The 16,008-nt window shown below is 61.4% G+C and carries 15 protein-coding genes; 11 read left to right on the top strand and 4 right to left on the bottom strand.

The window, feature by feature from the left end; all coding sequences use genetic code 11:
* Nucleotides 1–84: 84 nt before the first annotated feature.
* The 7 genes from phnD (PHW99_RS09965) (at nucleotide 85) to PHW99_RS09995 (ending at nucleotide 7,892) form a co-directional block, all read left to right on the top strand.
* Nucleotides 85–1,044, top strand: coding sequence for a phosphate/phosphite/phosphonate ABC transporter substrate-binding protein (gene phnD / locus PHW99_RS09965; protein ID WP_300176450.1), 960 nt, complete (start codon nucleotides 85–87; stop codon nucleotides 1,042–1,044).
* 8 nt (nucleotides 1,045–1,052) lie between these two features.
* Entirely contained in the window at nucleotides 1,053–1,814 is a 762-nt protein-coding gene (gene phnC, locus PHW99_RS09970) for a phosphonate ABC transporter ATP-binding protein (protein WP_300176452.1), read from the top strand.
* Nucleotides 1,799–2,605, top strand: coding sequence for a phosphonate ABC transporter, permease protein PhnE (gene phnE / locus PHW99_RS09975; RefSeq protein ID WP_300176454.1), 807 nt, complete (start codon nucleotides 1,799–1,801; stop codon nucleotides 2,603–2,605). Before phnC (PHW99_RS09970) ends, phnE (PHW99_RS09975) begins: the two co-directional genes overlap by 16 nt.
* On the top strand, nucleotides 2,602–3,423 hold the full coding sequence (gene phnE / locus PHW99_RS09980; protein WP_300176456.1) for a phosphonate ABC transporter, permease protein PhnE: 822 nt from the start codon (nucleotides 2,602–2,604) through the stop codon (nucleotides 3,421–3,423). Before phnE (PHW99_RS09975) ends, phnE (PHW99_RS09980) begins: the two co-directional genes overlap by 4 nt.
* A 181-nt stretch (nucleotides 3,424–3,604) precedes the next feature.
* Complete coding sequence (locus PHW99_RS09985) at nucleotides 3,605–5,695, top strand: methyl-accepting chemotaxis protein (protein ID WP_300176459.1); 2,091 nt, start codon at nucleotides 3,605–3,607, stop codon at nucleotides 5,693–5,695.
* Between the two features lie 10 nt (nucleotides 5,696–5,705).
* A complete protein-coding gene (locus PHW99_RS09990; protein ID WP_300176462.1) occupies nucleotides 5,706–7,187 on the top strand; it encodes a M20 family metallopeptidase in 1,482 nt (493 codons plus the stop codon).
* A 114-nt stretch (nucleotides 7,188–7,301) separates the two neighbouring features.
* Nucleotides 7,302–7,892 (top strand): HD domain-containing protein, encoded by a 591-nt coding sequence (locus PHW99_RS09995; protein WP_300176465.1) that lies wholly within the window; start codon nucleotides 7,302–7,304, stop codon nucleotides 7,890–7,892.
* 22 nt (nucleotides 7,893–7,914) lie between these two features.
* On the opposite strand, the gene PHW99_RS10000 is transcribed toward PHW99_RS09995, so the two are convergent.
* From PHW99_RS10000 to PHW99_RS10015, 4 genes are all read right to left on the bottom strand, one after another.
* A complete protein-coding gene (locus tag PHW99_RS10000) occupies nucleotides 7,915–8,742 on the bottom strand; it encodes an ABC transporter permease (protein ID WP_300176468.1) in 828 nt (275 codons plus the stop codon).
* Between the two features lie 151 nt (nucleotides 8,743–8,893).
* Nucleotides 8,894–9,703, bottom strand: coding sequence for an ABC transporter ATP-binding protein (locus PHW99_RS10005; protein ID WP_300176471.1), 810 nt, complete (start codon nucleotides 9,701–9,703; stop codon nucleotides 8,894–8,896).
* 1 nt (nucleotide 9,704) lies between these two features.
* Nucleotides 9,705–10,730 carry an ABC transporter substrate-binding protein gene (locus tag PHW99_RS10010; protein WP_300176474.1) on the bottom strand — a complete coding sequence of 342 codons (1,026 nt, stop codon included), beginning with the start codon at nucleotides 10,728–10,730 and terminating at the stop codon, nucleotides 9,705–9,707.
* Nucleotides 10,731–10,788: 58 nt separating this feature from the next.
* A complete protein-coding gene (locus tag PHW99_RS10015) occupies nucleotides 10,789–11,952 on the bottom strand; it encodes an MFS transporter (RefSeq protein WP_300176477.1) in 1,164 nt (387 codons plus the stop codon).
* A 134-nt stretch (nucleotides 11,953–12,086) separates the two neighbouring features.
* Between PHW99_RS10015 and phnC (PHW99_RS10020) the strand changes: the two genes are divergently transcribed.
* The 4 genes from phnC (PHW99_RS10020) (at nucleotide 12,087) to PHW99_RS10035 (ending at nucleotide 15,889) form a co-directional block, all read left to right on the top strand.
* Nucleotides 12,087–12,953, top strand: coding sequence for a phosphonate ABC transporter ATP-binding protein (gene phnC, locus PHW99_RS10020; RefSeq protein ID WP_300176480.1), 867 nt, complete (start codon nucleotides 12,087–12,089; stop codon nucleotides 12,951–12,953).
* Between the two features lie 58 nt (nucleotides 12,954–13,011).
* A complete protein-coding gene (gene phnD / locus PHW99_RS10025) occupies nucleotides 13,012–13,977 on the top strand; it encodes a phosphonate ABC transporter substrate-binding protein (protein ID WP_300176483.1) in 966 nt (321 codons plus the stop codon).
* A 91-nt stretch (nucleotides 13,978–14,068) separates the two neighbouring features.
* Nucleotides 14,069–14,833: a phosphonate ABC transporter, permease protein PhnE gene (gene phnE / locus PHW99_RS10030; protein ID WP_300176486.1), complete on the top strand. Its 765-nt coding sequence runs from the start codon at nucleotides 14,069–14,071 to the stop codon at nucleotides 14,831–14,833.
* Between the two features lie 240 nt (nucleotides 14,834–15,073).
* Nucleotides 15,074–15,889: an IclR family transcriptional regulator gene (locus tag PHW99_RS10035; RefSeq protein WP_300176489.1), complete on the top strand. Its 816-nt coding sequence runs from the start codon at nucleotides 15,074–15,076 to the stop codon at nucleotides 15,887–15,889.
* Nucleotides 15,890–16,008: the final 119 nt, after the last annotated feature.

Consider the following 16,008-nt stretch of genomic DNA (forward strand, 5'->3'; position numbering starts at 1 on the left):
GGTTAGTAGAAAGCCTGATTGACGCCTGTCGGTGGGTGCCGGATAGTCACCCCCTTGTCCTTTAATTTCTTCCCTGCAAACATCATGAACAAGCTCATTCCTTCCGCTTTTCTGGCTTCTCTGGCATGGATGGCCGCCGCCCCGGCGCTGGCCCAGGACGCCTGCCCCAACCGGGGTGACCTGGACGCCTTGTATTGCGACGCCAACAAGGACATGGTGGCGGATGTGCCGACCGATCCGGCCAAGTGGAAAAACCCCAGCACCCTGGTGTTCACCTACACCCCGGTGGAAGACCCGGCCAAGTACGAGAACATCTTCAAACCCTTCACCGATTACCTGGGCCAGTGCACTGGCAAGAAAGTGGTGTTTTTCCAGGTGCAAAACAACGCCGCCCAGATCGAAGCCATGCGCTCGGGCCGCTTGCACGTTGGGGGTTTCTCCACTGGCCCCACGGTGTTTGCCGTCAACAAGGCTGGCGCCATTCCGTTTTCCGTCAAGGGTGACGCCAAGGGCTTCCAGGGCTACAACCTGATCACCATCGTCAAGGCCAGCAGCCCGTACAAAACCGTGGCTGACCTCAAGGGCAAGAAAGTGGCGCATACCGCCCCGTCCTCCAACTCGGGCCACCTGGCACCCTTGGCCCTGTTGCCCGGACAAGGCATCACCCCCGGCAAGGACTACGAGATCAAGTTCTCCGGCAAGCATGACCAGTCCACCCTGGGTGTCGGCACCGGTGACTACGATGCCGCCCACGTGGCCAGCGACGTGTTTGAGCGCATGGCCGAACGCGGCCAGATCAAGGAAGCCGACTTCCGCATCATCTACCGCAGCCAGCGGTTTCCGACCTCCAGCTTCGCTTACGCCCATGACCTGGCGCCGGAACTGGCCAACAAGATGCTCAAGTGTTTTGCCGATTTCCGTTTCCCGCCAGACATGCAAAAAAACTTTGACGGCGCTGACCGTTTCGTGACCATCAACTACGCCCGGGACTGGGACGTGGTGCGCACAGTGGACAAGGCTGCTGCGGCCAACGGCAAGAAGTAAGCCAGCGCATGACGGCAACATTGGAAATCAAGGGCCTGGTCAAGGAATACCAACCGGGCAAGCCGGTGCTCAAGGGCATTGATCTGGGGTTTGAGGGGGCGGCCCTGACCGCCATCATTGGCCCCAGTGGCACCGGCAAAAGCACGCTGATCCGTTGTATCAACCGCCTGGTGGAGCCCAGCGCTGGCGCTATCAAGCTCGATGGTGTCAACCTGGTGACGCTGCGTGGTGACGCTTTGCGGCAGGCCCGTTCACGTATCGGTATGGTGTTCCAGGAATACAACCTGGTCGAGCGCCTGACCGTGATGGAAAACCTGCTGACCGGTGTGCTGGGCAAAACCCCGGCCTGGAAAGCCTGGCTGCGCAAGTTCGAGGCGGTGGACATCCAGCGCGCCTGGGAGATGCTCGACGTGGTGGGTCTGCAGGACTTTGCCAACGCCCGGGCCGACTCGCTCTCGGGTGGGCAGCGCCAGCGGGTGGGGATTTCCCGCGCCGTCATGCAGCACCCGGCCCTGTTGCTGGCCGACGAGCCGACCAGTTCACTCGACCCCAAGACCTCGGTGGAAATCATGGAGCTGCTCAAAAAAGTGGCGGTCTCCAAAGGGATTCCGGTGATCGTCAACATGCACGACGTTGACCTGGCACGGCGTTTTGCCGATCGGGTGGTGGGCATGAGTGGTGGCCACGTGGTTTATGACGGTGCGCCCGACGGTCTCAATGACCAGGTCCTCAAGGCCATTTATGGCGGCGAGTCATGGCTGGCAGCATGAGCCGCAGCGCGGTCCCGGCGCACATCCGCCCGTTCAGCCAGAGTTCTGCGGCGCGCCTGGGCAGTCTGGTGCTGGCGCTGATTTTTGTCTGGGCGTTCACGCGCATTGACATCACCTGGGAGCGCTTTTTGCTGGGCACGGACGGTGCCGCCAAGTTTGTCCACCGCATGTTCCCGCCAGTGTTCAACCCGCGTGACGAGCTGATCAAAGGCCTCTGGGAAACCGTGCAGATCGCGGTGCTGGCGTCGGCGGCGGGGGTGCTGCTGGCGTTGCCGATCAGCCTGCTGTCGGCGCGCAACCTGATGCCGGGCTGGGTCACCTGGCCGGCACGTTTTGTCATCACGCTGTGCCGCACCTTTCACCCGGTGATCGTGGCCATCGTGTTTGTCAAGGCCCTGGGCTTTGGCGCACTGGCGGGCATTTGTGCGCTGACCGTGGCTTCCGTCGGGTTTCTCGGCAAACTGTTTGCCGAGGCGATCGAAGAAATCTCCATGAAACAGATTGAGGCCGTGCGTGCCACCGGCGCCAGTTTTGCCAATGTGCTGACGTTCTCGGTCGTGCCCCAGGTGGTGTACCGCTTCATCGGCTTCATGGCGTATGAGCTTGACAGCAACCTGCGCAACTCGACCATGGTGGGCATCGTTGGCGCTGGCGGCATTGGCGGCACGCTGTTTGCCGCCTTCCAGCGCTTCGACTACGACTTTGTGCTTGGTATCGTGATCTGCATCATTGCCCTCATCATGCTGGGCGAGGTGCTGCAGATTGCCGTCAAGAAAGTGTTCAAACAATGAGTACCCTCACGTTGCGCGAATGGCAGCGTTTTACCGCGGCTGAGCGCCTGTCCCGTTTTGCCGTGTATTTCGGGGTGGTGCTGGCCATCGTCCTGTCCCTCAAGGCGGTCAACATCATCCCCGAGTTTCTGGCCGACGCCCACACGCAGATGCAAGACCTGCTGCTGCGCATGTGGCCGGTGGAATGGTCGTTTTACCTGGAGCCGCAAAATACCGGCGCCCAGAGCGTGCACGCGGCGCTGATGGACACCCTGGCCATTGCCTTCATGTCCACCGCCCTGGGCTTGCTGCTGGCCACGCCGGTGGGTTTTCTGGCGGCGCGCAACATCAACCGGATTGGCTGGCTCAATGCATTTGCCCGCTTCATCCTGATTGCCACCCGCAGCATCAGCACCCTGCTGTGGGCCTTGTTCTTTGTCGCCATGTTCGGCCCCGGCGCCCTGGCCGGTACTTGTGCCATCGCCTTTCACAGCATCGGCTTCATCGGCAAGATGCTCAGCGAGGCACTGGAAGAGGCCAACCGCGGCGCCATCGAAGCGCTCACCGCCACCGGTGCGCCCTGGTACAGCCGCATCATCTACGGCTACTGGCCGCAGGTGCAGCCGGCGTTTGCCTCGATTGCCCTGTTTCGCTGGGACATCAATGTGCGCGAGTCGGCCGTGCTGGGCCTGGTGGGCGCCGGCGGTATTGGCATGGCCCTCAATTCCGCCATCGATGTGTTTGAATGGAACAAGGTGTCACTGGTCTTGCTGGTGATTCTGGCCGTGGTGGTGGTGGCCGAGGTGGTGGCCACCCAATTGCGCAAACGGCTGATCTGAACCGAGGTGCACCGCTGCCAGTTGGACCAGTGGCGGTGTGTTCTGCTATTAAAAATATAGCTAAATGGGCTTATTATTTGCGGGCTAGAGCCTGTTTTTGTTGGTAATCATGGGTGTCGTCTGCGTTGGCTGGCGATGCCACACCTGACCGCCGGTTTTTTTGATGGATGGGGAGAAAGTCATGCGTGAATTGAAAGGGCATCAGCAGTCGGTCGCGCGGCGCCTGGCCTTGTGGTCGCTCACCGGTTTGGCACTGGTGCTGCTGCTGGTGGCGGTGGCCATTGGTGTGCTGGAGTGGCGCAGCACCCAGGCCATGCGCCTGGCTTCCATCGCGGAGCGCGTGCAGGGCATTGTGGCGGTGGCCGATGCCGCAGACCATACCAACCGTGAACAGGCGCTGGCGAATTACACCCGGTTTCGCAGTGAGTTCGACCCGGCGCCCACCTACAACAAGGACAGCGCCGAGGTGTTGAGTTTTGGTGTGCCCGTCAACGGTGATTTTGCGGCGGTGGACAAATTCAACAAGGACACCGGGGGCGTGGCCACAGTGTTTGCCCGCAAGGCGGACGACTTCGAGCGCGTCACCACCTCGCTGAAAAAGCAGGACGGTTCACGCGCCATGGGAACCTTGCTGGACCGCACACATCCGGCTTATCCGCTGATGCTGGCTGGCAAAAGCTACACCGGTCCGGCGGTGCTGTTCGGCAAACCCTACATGACCCATTACGACCCGATCAAGGACGCTACGGGTGCGGTCGTGGGCATCTTTTTCATCGGTTCCGACATCACGCTGCAGCAGGCGGCGTTGGAAAAGCAGATTGCCGATGTGCGTCTGTTTGACACCGGTGGCACCTACCTGATCGAATCCAAAGGCGCACCCAATGAAGCGCGTTTCCTGGTGCACCCCACGGCCAAAGGCAAGAAGGTGCTCGAGGTGTACCCGCAGGCGCAGGCTTTCCTGACTGCCATCACCAGTCAGGACGAAGGCGTCCAGTTGGCCGCTGCCCCTTTGCTTGGTGCGGCCAAGGGTGAGCGCTGGGCGGTGGCCCACAAGGTCAAGGCTGGCAGCCTGTGGCTGGTGGCCGAAGTGAGCGCCCGCGAGGCCATGGCCCAGTACTGGACCAACATGGGCATCATCTGGGCTCTGCTGGCCCTGACCGCCGTCCTGCTGGGCCTGGGCCTGTACACGCTGGTGCAGCGCACGGTGGGCCGGCCGTTGGATGCCCTGGCCGCTGCAGTGACCGCCGTGGCGCAGGGTGATCTGACCCAGGTGTTCCGCTCGGACCGGCATGATGAAATTGGCACACTGGTCAGTGAAACCGAAGGCCTGCGCGGGCGGTATCTGCAGGCGCTGCTGCAAGTGCGCGAGGCGGTGGAGAGCATTGGCACCGCCAGCGCCGAGATCGCCAGCGGCAACCAGGACCTGAGCCATCGTACCGAACAGACCGCCAGCAACCTGCAAAACACGGCCAGCAGCATGGCGCAGCTCACCGGCACGGTCCAGCAGTCGGCCGACTCGGCCCGTCAGGCCAACCAGCTGGCGGCATCGGCTGCGGAGGTGGCAGCGCGCGGCGGCGTGGTGGTGGGTGAGGTGGTCACCACCATGAACGACATCAACCAGAGTTCGCGCAAGATCGCCGACATCATCAGCGTCATTGACAGCATTGCGTTCCAGACCAACATCCTGGCGCTCAATGCGGCGGTGGAGGCGGCGCGTGCCGGTGAACAGGGGCGTGGTTTTGCCGTGGTAGCCAGCGAGGTGCGCAGCCTGGCGCAGCGCAGCGCCGAGGCGGCGCGTGAAATCAAGGCACTGATCACCGCTTCGGTGGACAAGGTGGAGTCGGGCTCACGGCTGGTGCAAAACGCTGGCGACACCATGGGCGAGATCGTCAGCTCGGTCAAGCGGGTGAGCGACATCATTGGTGAGATCAGCGCCGCCGCAGCCGACCAGTCGCATGGCATCGGCCAGGTCAATTCGGCCGTGAATGAGCTTGACCAGATGACGCAGCAAAATGCCGCGCTGGTGGAGCAGTCTGCCGCGGCGGCGGCCAGCCTGCGTGACCAGGCACAGCGTCTGGAAGAAGCCGTGGCCGTGTTCCGCCTGTCGGGCACAACCAGCCCCCGCCAGCCCCAGCTGGCCCGCCCGCCGGTGGCGCCGTCCTTGGCACACCAGCCGACCCAACGTCTGCAACAGGCGCCAGCGCCTCGTCTGGCAGCCAGAACGGCCACCCCATCCGGCAGAAAACCGACCCTGGGCCTCACCCCCCGATAAGGAGCGACACGTGAACGCACTTTTGCCCGAGGGTGCCCTGGATACGACTCAGATCCTGGGTCAGGTCAGCGCTGCCTGGGATGATGACATCGTCCGCCAGCTCACCGAGTACATTGCCGTCCCCGCCAAATCACCCCTGTTTGACGCCGACTGGGTCGAGCATGGTTATCTGGACCAGGTGGTGCGCAGCGCCGCCGACTGGGTACAGGCGCAAAAAGTCGTCGGCCTGAGGCTGGAAATCATCCGCCTGCCGGGGCGCACGCCGGTGCTGTTTTTTGACGTGCCCGCTTGCAGCGGCAGCCGCGGCCAGACGGTGTCAGCCCAGACCGTGCTGATGTATGGCCACTTGGACAAACAGCCCGAGTTCACCGGCTGGCGCAGCGACCTGGGGCCGTGGACCCCCAAGTACCAGGACGGCAAACTGTACGGCCGTGGCGGTGCCGACGATGGTTACGCCATTTACGCCGCCATCACTGCCATCCAGGCGCTCAAGACCCAGCAGGTGGCACATCCGCGCATCGTGGGCCTGGTGGAAACCTGTGAAGAAAGCGGCTCTTATGACCTGCCGTCCTACATCGACGCCTTGCGCCCCCGCCTGGGTGAGGTGGGCCTGGTGATTTGCCTGGACTCCGGCGCGGGCAATTACGACCAGCTCTGGCTGACCAACAGCCTGCGCGGCATGGTCAGCGGCGTGCTCAAGGTCGAGGTGTTGACCGAGGGGGTGCATTCGGGGGACGCCAGCGGCTTGGTGCCGTCGAGCTTTCGCATCCTGCGCCACATCCTGGACCGTCTGGAAGACAGCGCCAGCGGCCAGCTGTTGCCCGAGCAGTTTCACTGCCAGGTACCGGCCGAACGCATGGTCCAGGCCCAGGCCAGCGCCGACATTCTTGGTGACCAGATTTACAAACGTTTTCCCTGGGTGCACGAGGACTGCGGCGGTGTCTCCCAAACCATGCTGCCCACCACCACCGACCCGCTGCAAGCCCTGTTGAACCGCACCTGGCTGCCCACGCTCAGCGTCACGGGTGTCGAGGGCCTGCCCGATCTGCAAAACGCCGGCAATGTGCTGCGCCCTTACACCGCCTTCAAGCTCAGCCTGCGCCTGCCCCCGCTTGTGGATGCTGCCAGCGCCGTGACCGAACTCAAGACCCTGCTGGAAGACAACGCACCGTACCAGGCCAAGGTCACGTTTGACCACGCCGCCGGCGCCACCGGCTGGAACGCCCCCAGCAGCGCGCCGTGGTTCGAGCAGGCGCTCAATGCCGCGTCACAAGCTTTTTTCGGGGCGCCTTGCGGCTACGTCGGCCAGGGCGGCACCATCCCGCTGATGGCCATGCTCAGCACCGGTTTCCCGAAAGCGCAGATGATGGTCTGTGGTGTGCTGGGCCCCAGGAGCAACGCCCACGGCCCGAACGAATTTCTGCATGTGCCCTACGCCAAAAAACTCACGGCGGCGGTGGCGCAGGTGATCGCGGCAGCAGCCAATGCCTGAGCGGCTGGTGGCTGCCAAAAATGCTATTAAATTAATAGCTTTACAAGCATATTTTATGTGGGCTAGAGGCCTTTTTCATCCATAAAACAGGCCACCCTCGCCAGAGCCAGCACCATGAATCAACCTGACCTTGCCGGGCGTCTTGAATTCATTCGAGCCGCAGAACAATTGAAGAACGTCCTGCGCAGCGCCTACACCTCCACCGGCCGACAAGAGAGCACGCCCGAGCACACCTGGCGGCTCTGTCTGTTGGCCATGGTATTTCAGGACAGGTTGGCTGAGCTGGATTTTGAAAAAGTGCTCAAGATCTGCGTCATCCACGACCTGGGTGAAGCGATCAACGGTGATGTTCCCGCCATCCATCAAAGCACGACCATCGACAAGTCGGTCAGCGAGAGGCGGGACTTGCTGACCCTGCTGTCACCCTTGCCGGCTGCGTTGCAGCAAGAATTCGTGGCCTTGTGGGACGAGTATGACAACGCCACCTCAGCGGAGGCGCAGGCGGTCAAGGCGCTGGACAAACTGGAAACCATCATCCAGCACAGCCAGGGAAAAAATCCGCCGGATTTTGATTACGCCTTCAATCTGAGCTACGGGCAGAGCCACACCAGCACACACGCCTTGTTTGCCGAATTACGCGCCCTGGCGGATGAGCACACCCGCCAGCGCCTGCAGCAACAGCAGCGCCATCCGCCAGCGCAGTGATAGCGAGCTGCGCCAGCCCGCCTTAGAGTTTCTCCGTCTCGCCGGCCTTGGGCTGCCATTTCATCAGGCGGTGTTCGATCTTGCCCACCAGGGCGTCCAGCGCCAGCGCAAACACCGTCAGCACCACAATACCGGCCATCACCGTGTTGATGTCAAAGCTGCCCTCGGCCTGCAAAATCAGGTAGCCCACACCCTGGCTGGAGCCCAGGTACTCACCCACCACTGCGCCCACAAAGGCCAGCCCGACCGAGGTGTGCAGCGAGCTGAACACCCAGCTGGTAGCGCTGGGCAGGTAGACGTGGCGCAGCAGCTGGCGCTGGTCGGCGCCCAGCATGCGGGCATTGGCCAGCACCACCGGGCTGACTTCCTTCACGCCCTGGTAGACGTTGAAGAACACGATGAAAAACACCAGCGTCACGCCCAGCGCCACCTTGGAGCCCATGCCCAGCCCGAACCAGACCGAGAAGATCGGCGCCAGGATGATGCGCGGCATGGCGTTCATGGCCTTGATGTAGGGCTCCAGAATCGCAGAGGCCATCGGCGCCAGCGCCAGCCACAGGCCACCGGCCAGGCCCAGCCCGGAACCGACGGCAAAAGCCAGCAGGGTTTCCATCAGGGTGATGCCCAGATGCCTGTAGATGTCGGCATCGGTGACAAACCAGCTCCAGATGCGATCAGCCATCTTGAGCGGCTCGCCAAAGAAGAAGGCCGCCTGGTTGGCGTTGTCAAACATCATTGGCGGGATCAGGCCGGGCACGGTCATCACATGCCAGAGCACAAAGAGCAAGATCAGCAGGCCCAGCTGCCAGAGCCACAGGTTGCTGGTTTTGGGTTTAAAAAATTTCCACATGCATGACTTTCTATTGGCGCATCAATACGGGGAGGCGTTGGGAGTTTTTACCCGCGCAGCCACTGCGCTGGGCGGTGAAGCAAAAAAACTGCATCCAACGTCAACACCCTGGCCGGGTGGGCCACACCCGTAACGTAGGTAAAAAATGACTTCACGCCGCCTGCAATTGCTGCTGGTAACCCTTGAGCACTTCTTCGCGCAGCACCGCCCAGATGGCCTGGTGCAGTTCGATGAAACGCGGGGTCATCTTGACCTCGGCCACGTCACGCGGGCGTTCGATGTCGATGACAAAGTCGCCAATCGGGTGGCTGCCGGGCCCGGCACTCATCACCACCACGCGGTCGCTCATGGCAATGGCCTCGTCCAGGTCGTGGGTGATGAACAGCACCGCCTTGCGTTTGGCCGCCCACAGCGCCAGCAGCTCGTTTTCCATCAACTGGCGGGTCTGGATGTCCAGGGCCGAGAACGGCTCGTCCATCAGGATGATGTCGGGGTCCATGACCAAGGTCTGCGCCAGGCTCACGCGCTTGCGCATGCCGCCGCTCATCTGGTGCGGATAGCGGTCGCCAAAGGCCCCCAGCCCCACGCGGCGCAGCCAGTCTTGCGACTGGGCTTGCGCCTGTGTGGTGGGCACGCGACGAAACTCCAACCCGGCCATCACATTGCCCAGCGCGGTGCGCCAGGGCATCAGGCTCTCGGCCTGGAACATGTAGCCGGCCCGTTGGTTGATGCCTCGCAGCGGCTGGCCAAACACCTTCACCGTGCCGGTGCTGGGGGCCAGCAGCCCCGCGCCCACATTGAGCAGCGTACTCTTGCCGCAACCGGTGGGGCCGACCACGCTGACAAATTCGCCCGCGCCCACCGTCAGGCTCACATCCTTGACGGCGGTGTAGCGCTGACCGGGGTCGTGCTTGGCGGTAAAGGTGCAGGCCACGCCCTGCAGATCAAGAGCCACCGTCATGTCAGCCCTTGGGGTACTTGGCGTTGGCTTTCTTGACGAAGGCGTTGGTGTAGACCGCATTCAGGTCGAGTTTGGCGGCAGCCAGCTTGGCATCCACACTGCCCAGCGCCCGAAACGCGGTTTGGGCACCCTTGTCGGGGATCATGCCGTCGGGTGACAGGGAGCCCTTGGCGGCCAGGAAGGCGTCGATGTACACCGCGCGGTCACCCAGCAGGTAACTCTCGGGCACGGCCTTGATGATGTCGGCAGCGCCGGCGGTCTGGATCCACTTGTTGGCGCGCACCATGGCGTTGGTGAGGGCCTGCACCGTGGCCGGGTTCTTGTCCAGGAAGGGCTGCGGTGCGTACAGGCAGCCGGCGGGCATCGGGCCGCCAAACACTTTTTCGGATTCGGCGATGACCCGTGTGTCCGAGGCAATTTTCAGGTCGCCCGAACGCAGCAGCAGGGTGATGACCGGGTCCAGGTTGCTCATGGCATCGATCTGGCCCGAACGCATGGCGGCCACGGCACCGTTGCCGGTACCCACACCGATGATGCTGACATCGCTGGGCTTGAGGCCGGCCTTGGCCAGCAGGAAGTTGACCATCACGTTGGTCGAGCTGCCCGGTGCCGAAACGCCAATCTTCTTGCCCTTGAGGTCGGCAATGGTCTTGAAATTGGGCATGGTCTTGGGGTTGACGCCCAGCACGATCTGCGGCGTGGCGCCCTGCAGCACAAAGGCGCGCAGGGCCTGGCCCTTGAACTGCATGTTGACGGTGTGCTCAAACGCGCCAGATACCACGTCGGCACTGCCGCCCACCACGGCCTGCAAGGCCTTGGCGCCGCCGGCGAAGTCAACGATGGTCACGTCCAGCCCCTCGGCCTTGAAGTAACCCAACTGCTCGGCAATGGTCAGGGGCAGGTAATACAGCAGGTTCTTGCCACCGACCGCGATGGTGACTTTGGCTTTTTCAAGAGCTTGGGCATTGGCCCACAGGGGCAGGGTGGCGGCGGCAAGGCCGCTGGCCAAAAGATGGCGTCTAAGCATGGTGTGTCTCCAATCGTTATAAAAATCAGGTCACTTTTTGGGAAGTGACAGCCCCGAATCATACCGCCCGGCGTGTTTGCCGCGCCAGCCAGGCGATGGCGACGCCAGTCAAGGCTACGGGCACCAGTGATCCGGCGTTGAGCCATTGCCAGCCCTGGGTGGTGACCAACACCCCCGAGGCAAATGAACTCAGCGCTGTGGTGGCAAACACAAAGAAGTTCAGCGCTCCCTGTGCACGGTCTTTCTCGACGGGGGTATAGGTCTGCAGTGACAGCGTGGTGCTGCCGGTGAACAGGAAGTTCCAGCCCACCCCCAGCAAGAACAGCGCCAGCAGAAACTGCTGCAAATCCACCCCCGACAAGGCGATGGTGATACACAGGGCGTTGAGCACCACACCGATGCCCATGATCGGCAACACGCCAAAACGCTTGATCAGGTGGCCGGTGACAAAGCCGGGGGCGAACATGCCAATCACATGCCACTCCAACACCAGCGCCACGTCGCCAAACGGCAGGCTGCACTGCTGCATGGCCAGCGGGGTGGCTGCCATCAGCAGGTTCATCACTCCAAAGCCCAGGGCACCGCAGGCTGCGGCCACGATGAACGTGGGCTGGCGCATGATCTCACCCAGGGGGCGGCCATCGTTGCCTGTTGTTTTGGGCGGGGTTGGTGGAAAGCTGACCAACGCCAAAACGGCCATCGACAGCAGTGCCACCCCGGCCAGGGCCAGGTAGGCGCCCATGAACGGCACGGCGGTGAGGGTGCGCGTTTGTGCCGCCAGGTTGGGGCCCAGCACGGCGCCGATCAGGCCGCCAGCCATCACCAGCGACACGGCTTTTTCCTTGTAACCCGCTGCCGCCAGTTCGGCGGCGGCAAAACGGTAGAGGTTGGCATTGGCGTTGTAGTAGCCGGCCACCACGGTGGCGGTGCACAGCAGCCAGAAGTTCCTGCTCCAGGCAGCATAGGCGCATAACAGGGCGCTGCCCAGGGCCACGACCAGACCCAGCTGGAACGACGTCTTGCGACCCCACCGATGTTGGGTTTTGGCCACCAGCGCGGTTGAAAACGCACCACCGACGACATACCCCATCACCGGCAAGGTGGCCATCCAGCCCAACGGCGCCAGGCTGAACCCCACCAGCCCGTTGATGGCAATAAAGGTCACGTTGTTGGTCAGGAACAGGCCCTGGCAAATGGCCAATAGCCAAAGATGTCGGTTCATGGGGGAAGGTGTTTCAGGAAGGAGGTCTGCATTTTCACCGGATGACGGGTGAACGTTGGCAAACCCCGATCCGTGCGCCGACATCGATTTGACATATTGCGTCGTTAAGTTACGCACATCCAACAGGAGTCACCATGGAAACGGCCATCCACATCAATGCATTAAACAAGACCTTTCGTGGCGGTCGCCAAGCGCTGCATGACATTCGCCTGAACATCAGGACCGGTGAAATGGTGGCGCTGATTGGCGCCTCCGGTTCCGGCAAGTCCACTTTGTTGCGCCACATGGCCGGCTTGATGGCGGGGGATGCCGCAGACCATGGGCTGATACAGATCCACGGCAAAACGGTGCAGCAAGGCGGAAAAATCGCTGCAGACATCCGCCAGACACGCGCTGCGGTGGGTTTCGTCTTTCAGCAATTCAATCTGGTGGACCGCCTGCCCGTGATTGTCAATGTGCTGGCCGGCATGTTGCACCGGGTGCCATGGTGGCGCAGCCTGCTGCGCTGGTTCACCCCGGCCGAAGTCGCCAAAGGCCTGGAGGCTTTAAAACGTGTCGGGATTGCCGAATGCTGCGCCCAGCGCGCCTCCACTCTCTCGGGTGGCCAGCAACAGCGCGCGGCCATTGCCCGTGCCATGGTGCAGGGTGCCAAAGTCATTCTGGCTGATGAGCCCATTGCATCGCTGGACCCCGAGTCCTCACGCAAGGTGATGGACATCCTGGCACGGGTCAACCGCGAAGACCGCTGTACCGTGGTGGTGTCGTTGCACCAGGTGAACGTGGCCATCAAATACTGTCCGCGCACGGTCGCCTTGCACCATGGTTGTGTGGTGTACGACGGCCCGTCGGCCGCGCTGACCCCGACCTTGCTGCGCGAACTGTACGGCGCCGAGGCGGATGACATCCTGTCCTTGGGTGACCACATCACCAGCCTGCAGGACAAACCCTCCCGATTGGTGCCCACGGCCGCGTGGCCGCAGCCGGTTGCCCTGGCGGCTTGACGCCATCTACCCCGTTTCCCCTGCTCCCTCCACATCCAACCTTATTCAAGGACATGCCATGATCAAAAAACTACTTGCCAGCCTGGCCACTGCCGCCGTCATCGCCACGCCGGTTGCGGCGCAGGAATTGAAAGAGCTCAATTTCGGCATCATTTCAACCGAATCGTCCCAAAACCTGAAATCAGACTGGCAGCCCATTCTGGATGGCATGGCCAGGAAGACGGGCCTGAAGGTCAACGCCTTTTTTGCCCCGGACTATGCCGGCATCATCGAAGGCATGCGTTTCGGCAAAGTGCACGTGGCCTGGTTTGGCAACAAATCGGCCATGGAAGCGGTCGACCGCGCCGGTGGTGAAGTGTTTGCCCAAATGGTCAATGCCGACGGCACGCAGGGCTACTACTCGCACCTGATCGTGCACAAAGACAGCCCGATCAAGTCGCTCGATGACATGCTCAGGCAAGGCAAAAACCTGTCGTTTGGCAATGGTGACCCCAATTCCACCTCGGGCTTTCTGGTGCCAAGTTATTACGTGTTTGCCCAGAACAAGATTGATGCCAAGACCTTCTTCAAGCTCAGCCGCAGCGCCAACCATGAGTCCAACGCACTCGCCGTGGCCAGCAAGCAGGTGGATGTGGCCACCAACAACAGCGAAAACCTGGACAAGCTCAAAAGCAAGCTGCCCGAGAAGTTCAACGACATCCGCATCATCTGGACCTCGCCGCTGATCCCGCTGGACCCGTTGGTCATGCGCAAAGACCTGCCCGAAGCGACCAAGACCAAGGTGCGTGACTTTTTTTACAGCTATGGTCAAGGTGGCCAGCAGGAAAAAGACAATTTGTTCAAACTCTCCAAATTGTCAGGTTTCAAGGCCTCCACCAACCACCAGCTCACACCCATTCGCCAGCTGGAACTCTTCAAGACACGCAACAAGTTTGAGTCGGATGCCACGCTGGCGGCGGCTGACAAACAAGCCAAGCTGGCCGACATCGACAAACAGCTGGCGGCCCTGGGCAAGGTGCAGTAATGGTCATGGCACCTCAACCAAAGTTTGATTGTCTTGAGGTGCAGACGTGAATGCACCTGTGAGCGCGCCAGTCCCGTCAACCTTGCCAACCATGCAACCACCTCGCACCAGCTTGCTGGGTCTGGTGGCATGGGGGTTGCTGCTGGTCTTGCTGGCCGGCTCCTGGCGGGGCGCGGACATGCGGCCTTTTGATCTGCTGCGTGATGCAGGCAATATGGCCACCTATGCCGCCGATTTTTTCCCACCCAGATTTGACGACTGGCGGCTGTACCTGCAGGAGATGATCATCACCGTGCAAATCGCGCTGTGGGGCACGATTCTGGCTGTGGTGTTTGCGGTGCCGCTGGGTTTGCTGTCGTCGGCCAACATCACGCCGTGGTGGATCCACCAGCCGATCCGCCGCCTGATGGATGCAGCACGCGCCATCAATGAAATGGTGTTCGCCATGTTGTTCATCGTGGCCGTGGGCCTGGGGCCCTTCGCCGGGGTGCTGGCGCTGTTTGTGCACACCACCGGCATTTTGGCCAAGCTGTTCTCGGAAGCGGTCGAGTCGATCGACTCACAGCCGGTCGAAGGCATCCGCGCGACCGGGGCCAATGCGCTGGAGGAGATTGTCTACGGCATCATCCCGCAGGTGTTGCCACTGTGGATATCCTATTCGCTGTACCGGTTTGAATCCAACGTGCGCTCCGCTTCGGTGGTGGGCATGGTGGGCGCCGGCGGCATCGGCGTCATTCTGTGGGAAATCATTCGCGGTTTCCAATACGCCCAGACCTGTGCCGTGATGATCATCATCGTTGTGACGGTGACCCTGATTGACATGATTTCCGCCCGCATCCGCAAATCGTTGATCTGAGTGTTTCAGCATAACTTTCAAGCCTTTGGTCGTGTTGGGGAGGGTCAACCGCTTCTTGCGATTTGACCAATATACGGCCTGTTTCTCAATTGGTGAGCGAGCGTTAACATTGGCAAGCCGTGCATCGCTGCTTTCAAAGCCGGTGGTTTTGATGATGCTAAGCTTGAGCCTATCTATGCTGTTAAATTTCCTATCGAGGGTCCGGCCGACCTGATGGGACCTTTAGCCCACACATAAATTATGTCGCCTCAACAAAAGACCTCGATAGCTCGCGATGCTGAGGGTAAAAACGGTGTCCAGTCCTTAGAAATTGGCATGACCATTCTGCGTGCTATCAGCGGCGGTCACCGCGCTATGATGCTCAAGGACATCGCTGCTGCGGCTGACATGCCGGCCTCCAAAGTACACCGCTACATTGTCAGTTTGGTGCGTTCCGGTTTGGTGGAGCAGGACCCCATGACCTCGCGTTACGACCTCGGGCCATTTGCGCTGAGTCTGGGGCTGGTGGCGGTGGACCGACTGGACCGCGTCAAGCTGGGCTTGTCCGCCATTGCCGATTTGCGCGACGAAATCAACCAGACCACGGCACTGGCGGTGTGGAGCGACAACGGCCCAGTCATCATTCGCTCGTTGCGACCCTACCGTCCGATCACCGTCAACGTGGTCACCGGCAGCGCGCTGCAACTGCTGACCTCGGCCAGTGGCCGGGTGTTTGCCGCTTGGTTGCCGCGCAACACCACTGAAGCGCTGATTGGCCGTGAGCGCGCCACCCTGGCACTGCCGGCCGAGCTGCAAACCACCGCAGGTATAGATGCCATGTTGGCCCAGGTGCGCGCTGACCACGTGTCGGTGGTCAGTGACTACCACTTGGTGCCGGGGGTGGCTGCGGCGGCAGCACCGGTGTTTAATTTCAAGCACGAGATTACCTTGTCGGTGTTGGCGATTGGTGTCAAAAGCATGATTGACCTGTCACCGGATAGCAATGTAGTCATGGCTTTGAAGCGCTGTGCCGAAAACCTGTCGCTGCGGCTGGGGCACAATTTAAAAGAGAAATAGGGCTCCAGCCCTTATAAATAAAGCCAAAACAGCTATATTTAATATAGCGTTTTCAGTGCCTGCGTCAACGTCGAATTGACTTCGACAGCGCCTTGCGCACAAAGCCATCATGCCTGGAT

Origin of the sequence: Rhodoferax sp. (genome assembly GCF_028689305.1) — a bacterium.
GTDB lineage: Bacteria > Pseudomonadota > Gammaproteobacteria > Burkholderiales > Burkholderiaceae_C > Rhodoferax.

Bases quoted from the DNA above. Each gene is read 5' to 3' on its own strand.
- phnD (WP_300176450.1), top strand. From the start codon at position 85: ATGAACAAGCTCATTCCTTCCGCTTTTCTGGCTTCTCTGGCATGGATG.
- phnC (WP_300176452.1), top strand. From the start codon at position 1,053: ATGACGGCAACATTGGAAATCAAGGGCCTGGTCAAGGAATACCAACCG.
- phnE (WP_300176454.1), top strand. From the start codon at position 1,799: ATGGCTGGCAGCATGAGCCGCAGCGCGGTCCCGGCGCACATCCGCCCG.
- phnE (WP_300176456.1), top strand. From the start codon at position 2,602: ATGAGTACCCTCACGTTGCGCGAATGGCAGCGTTTTACCGCGGCTGAG.
- PHW99_RS09985 (WP_300176459.1), top strand. From the start codon at position 3,605: ATGCGTGAATTGAAAGGGCATCAGCAGTCGGTCGCGCGGCGCCTGGCC.
- PHW99_RS09995 (WP_300176465.1), top strand. From the start codon at position 7,302: ATGAATCAACCTGACCTTGCCGGGCGTCTTGAATTCATTCGAGCCGCA.
- PHW99_RS10000 (WP_300176468.1), bottom strand. From the start codon at position 8,742: ATGTGGAAATTTTTTAAACCCAAAACCAGCAACCTGTGGCTCTGGCAG.
- PHW99_RS10005 (WP_300176471.1), bottom strand. From the start codon at position 9,703: ATGACGGTGGCTCTTGATCTGCAGGGCGTGGCCTGCACCTTTACCGCC.
- PHW99_RS10010 (WP_300176474.1), bottom strand. From the start codon at position 10,730: ATGCTTAGACGCCATCTTTTGGCCAGCGGCCTTGCCGCCGCCACCCTG.
- PHW99_RS10015 (WP_300176477.1), bottom strand. From the start codon at position 11,952: ATGAACCGACATCTTTGGCTATTGGCCATTTGCCAGGGCCTGTTCCTG.
- phnC (WP_300176480.1), top strand. From the start codon at position 12,087: ATGGAAACGGCCATCCACATCAATGCATTAAACAAGACCTTTCGTGGC.
- phnD (WP_300176483.1), top strand. From the start codon at position 13,012: ATGATCAAAAAACTACTTGCCAGCCTGGCCACTGCCGCCGTCATCGCC.
- phnE (WP_300176486.1), top strand. From the start codon at position 14,069: ATGCAACCACCTCGCACCAGCTTGCTGGGTCTGGTGGCATGGGGGTTG.
- PHW99_RS10035 (WP_300176489.1), top strand. From the start codon at position 15,074: ATGTCGCCTCAACAAAAGACCTCGATAGCTCGCGATGCTGAGGGTAAA.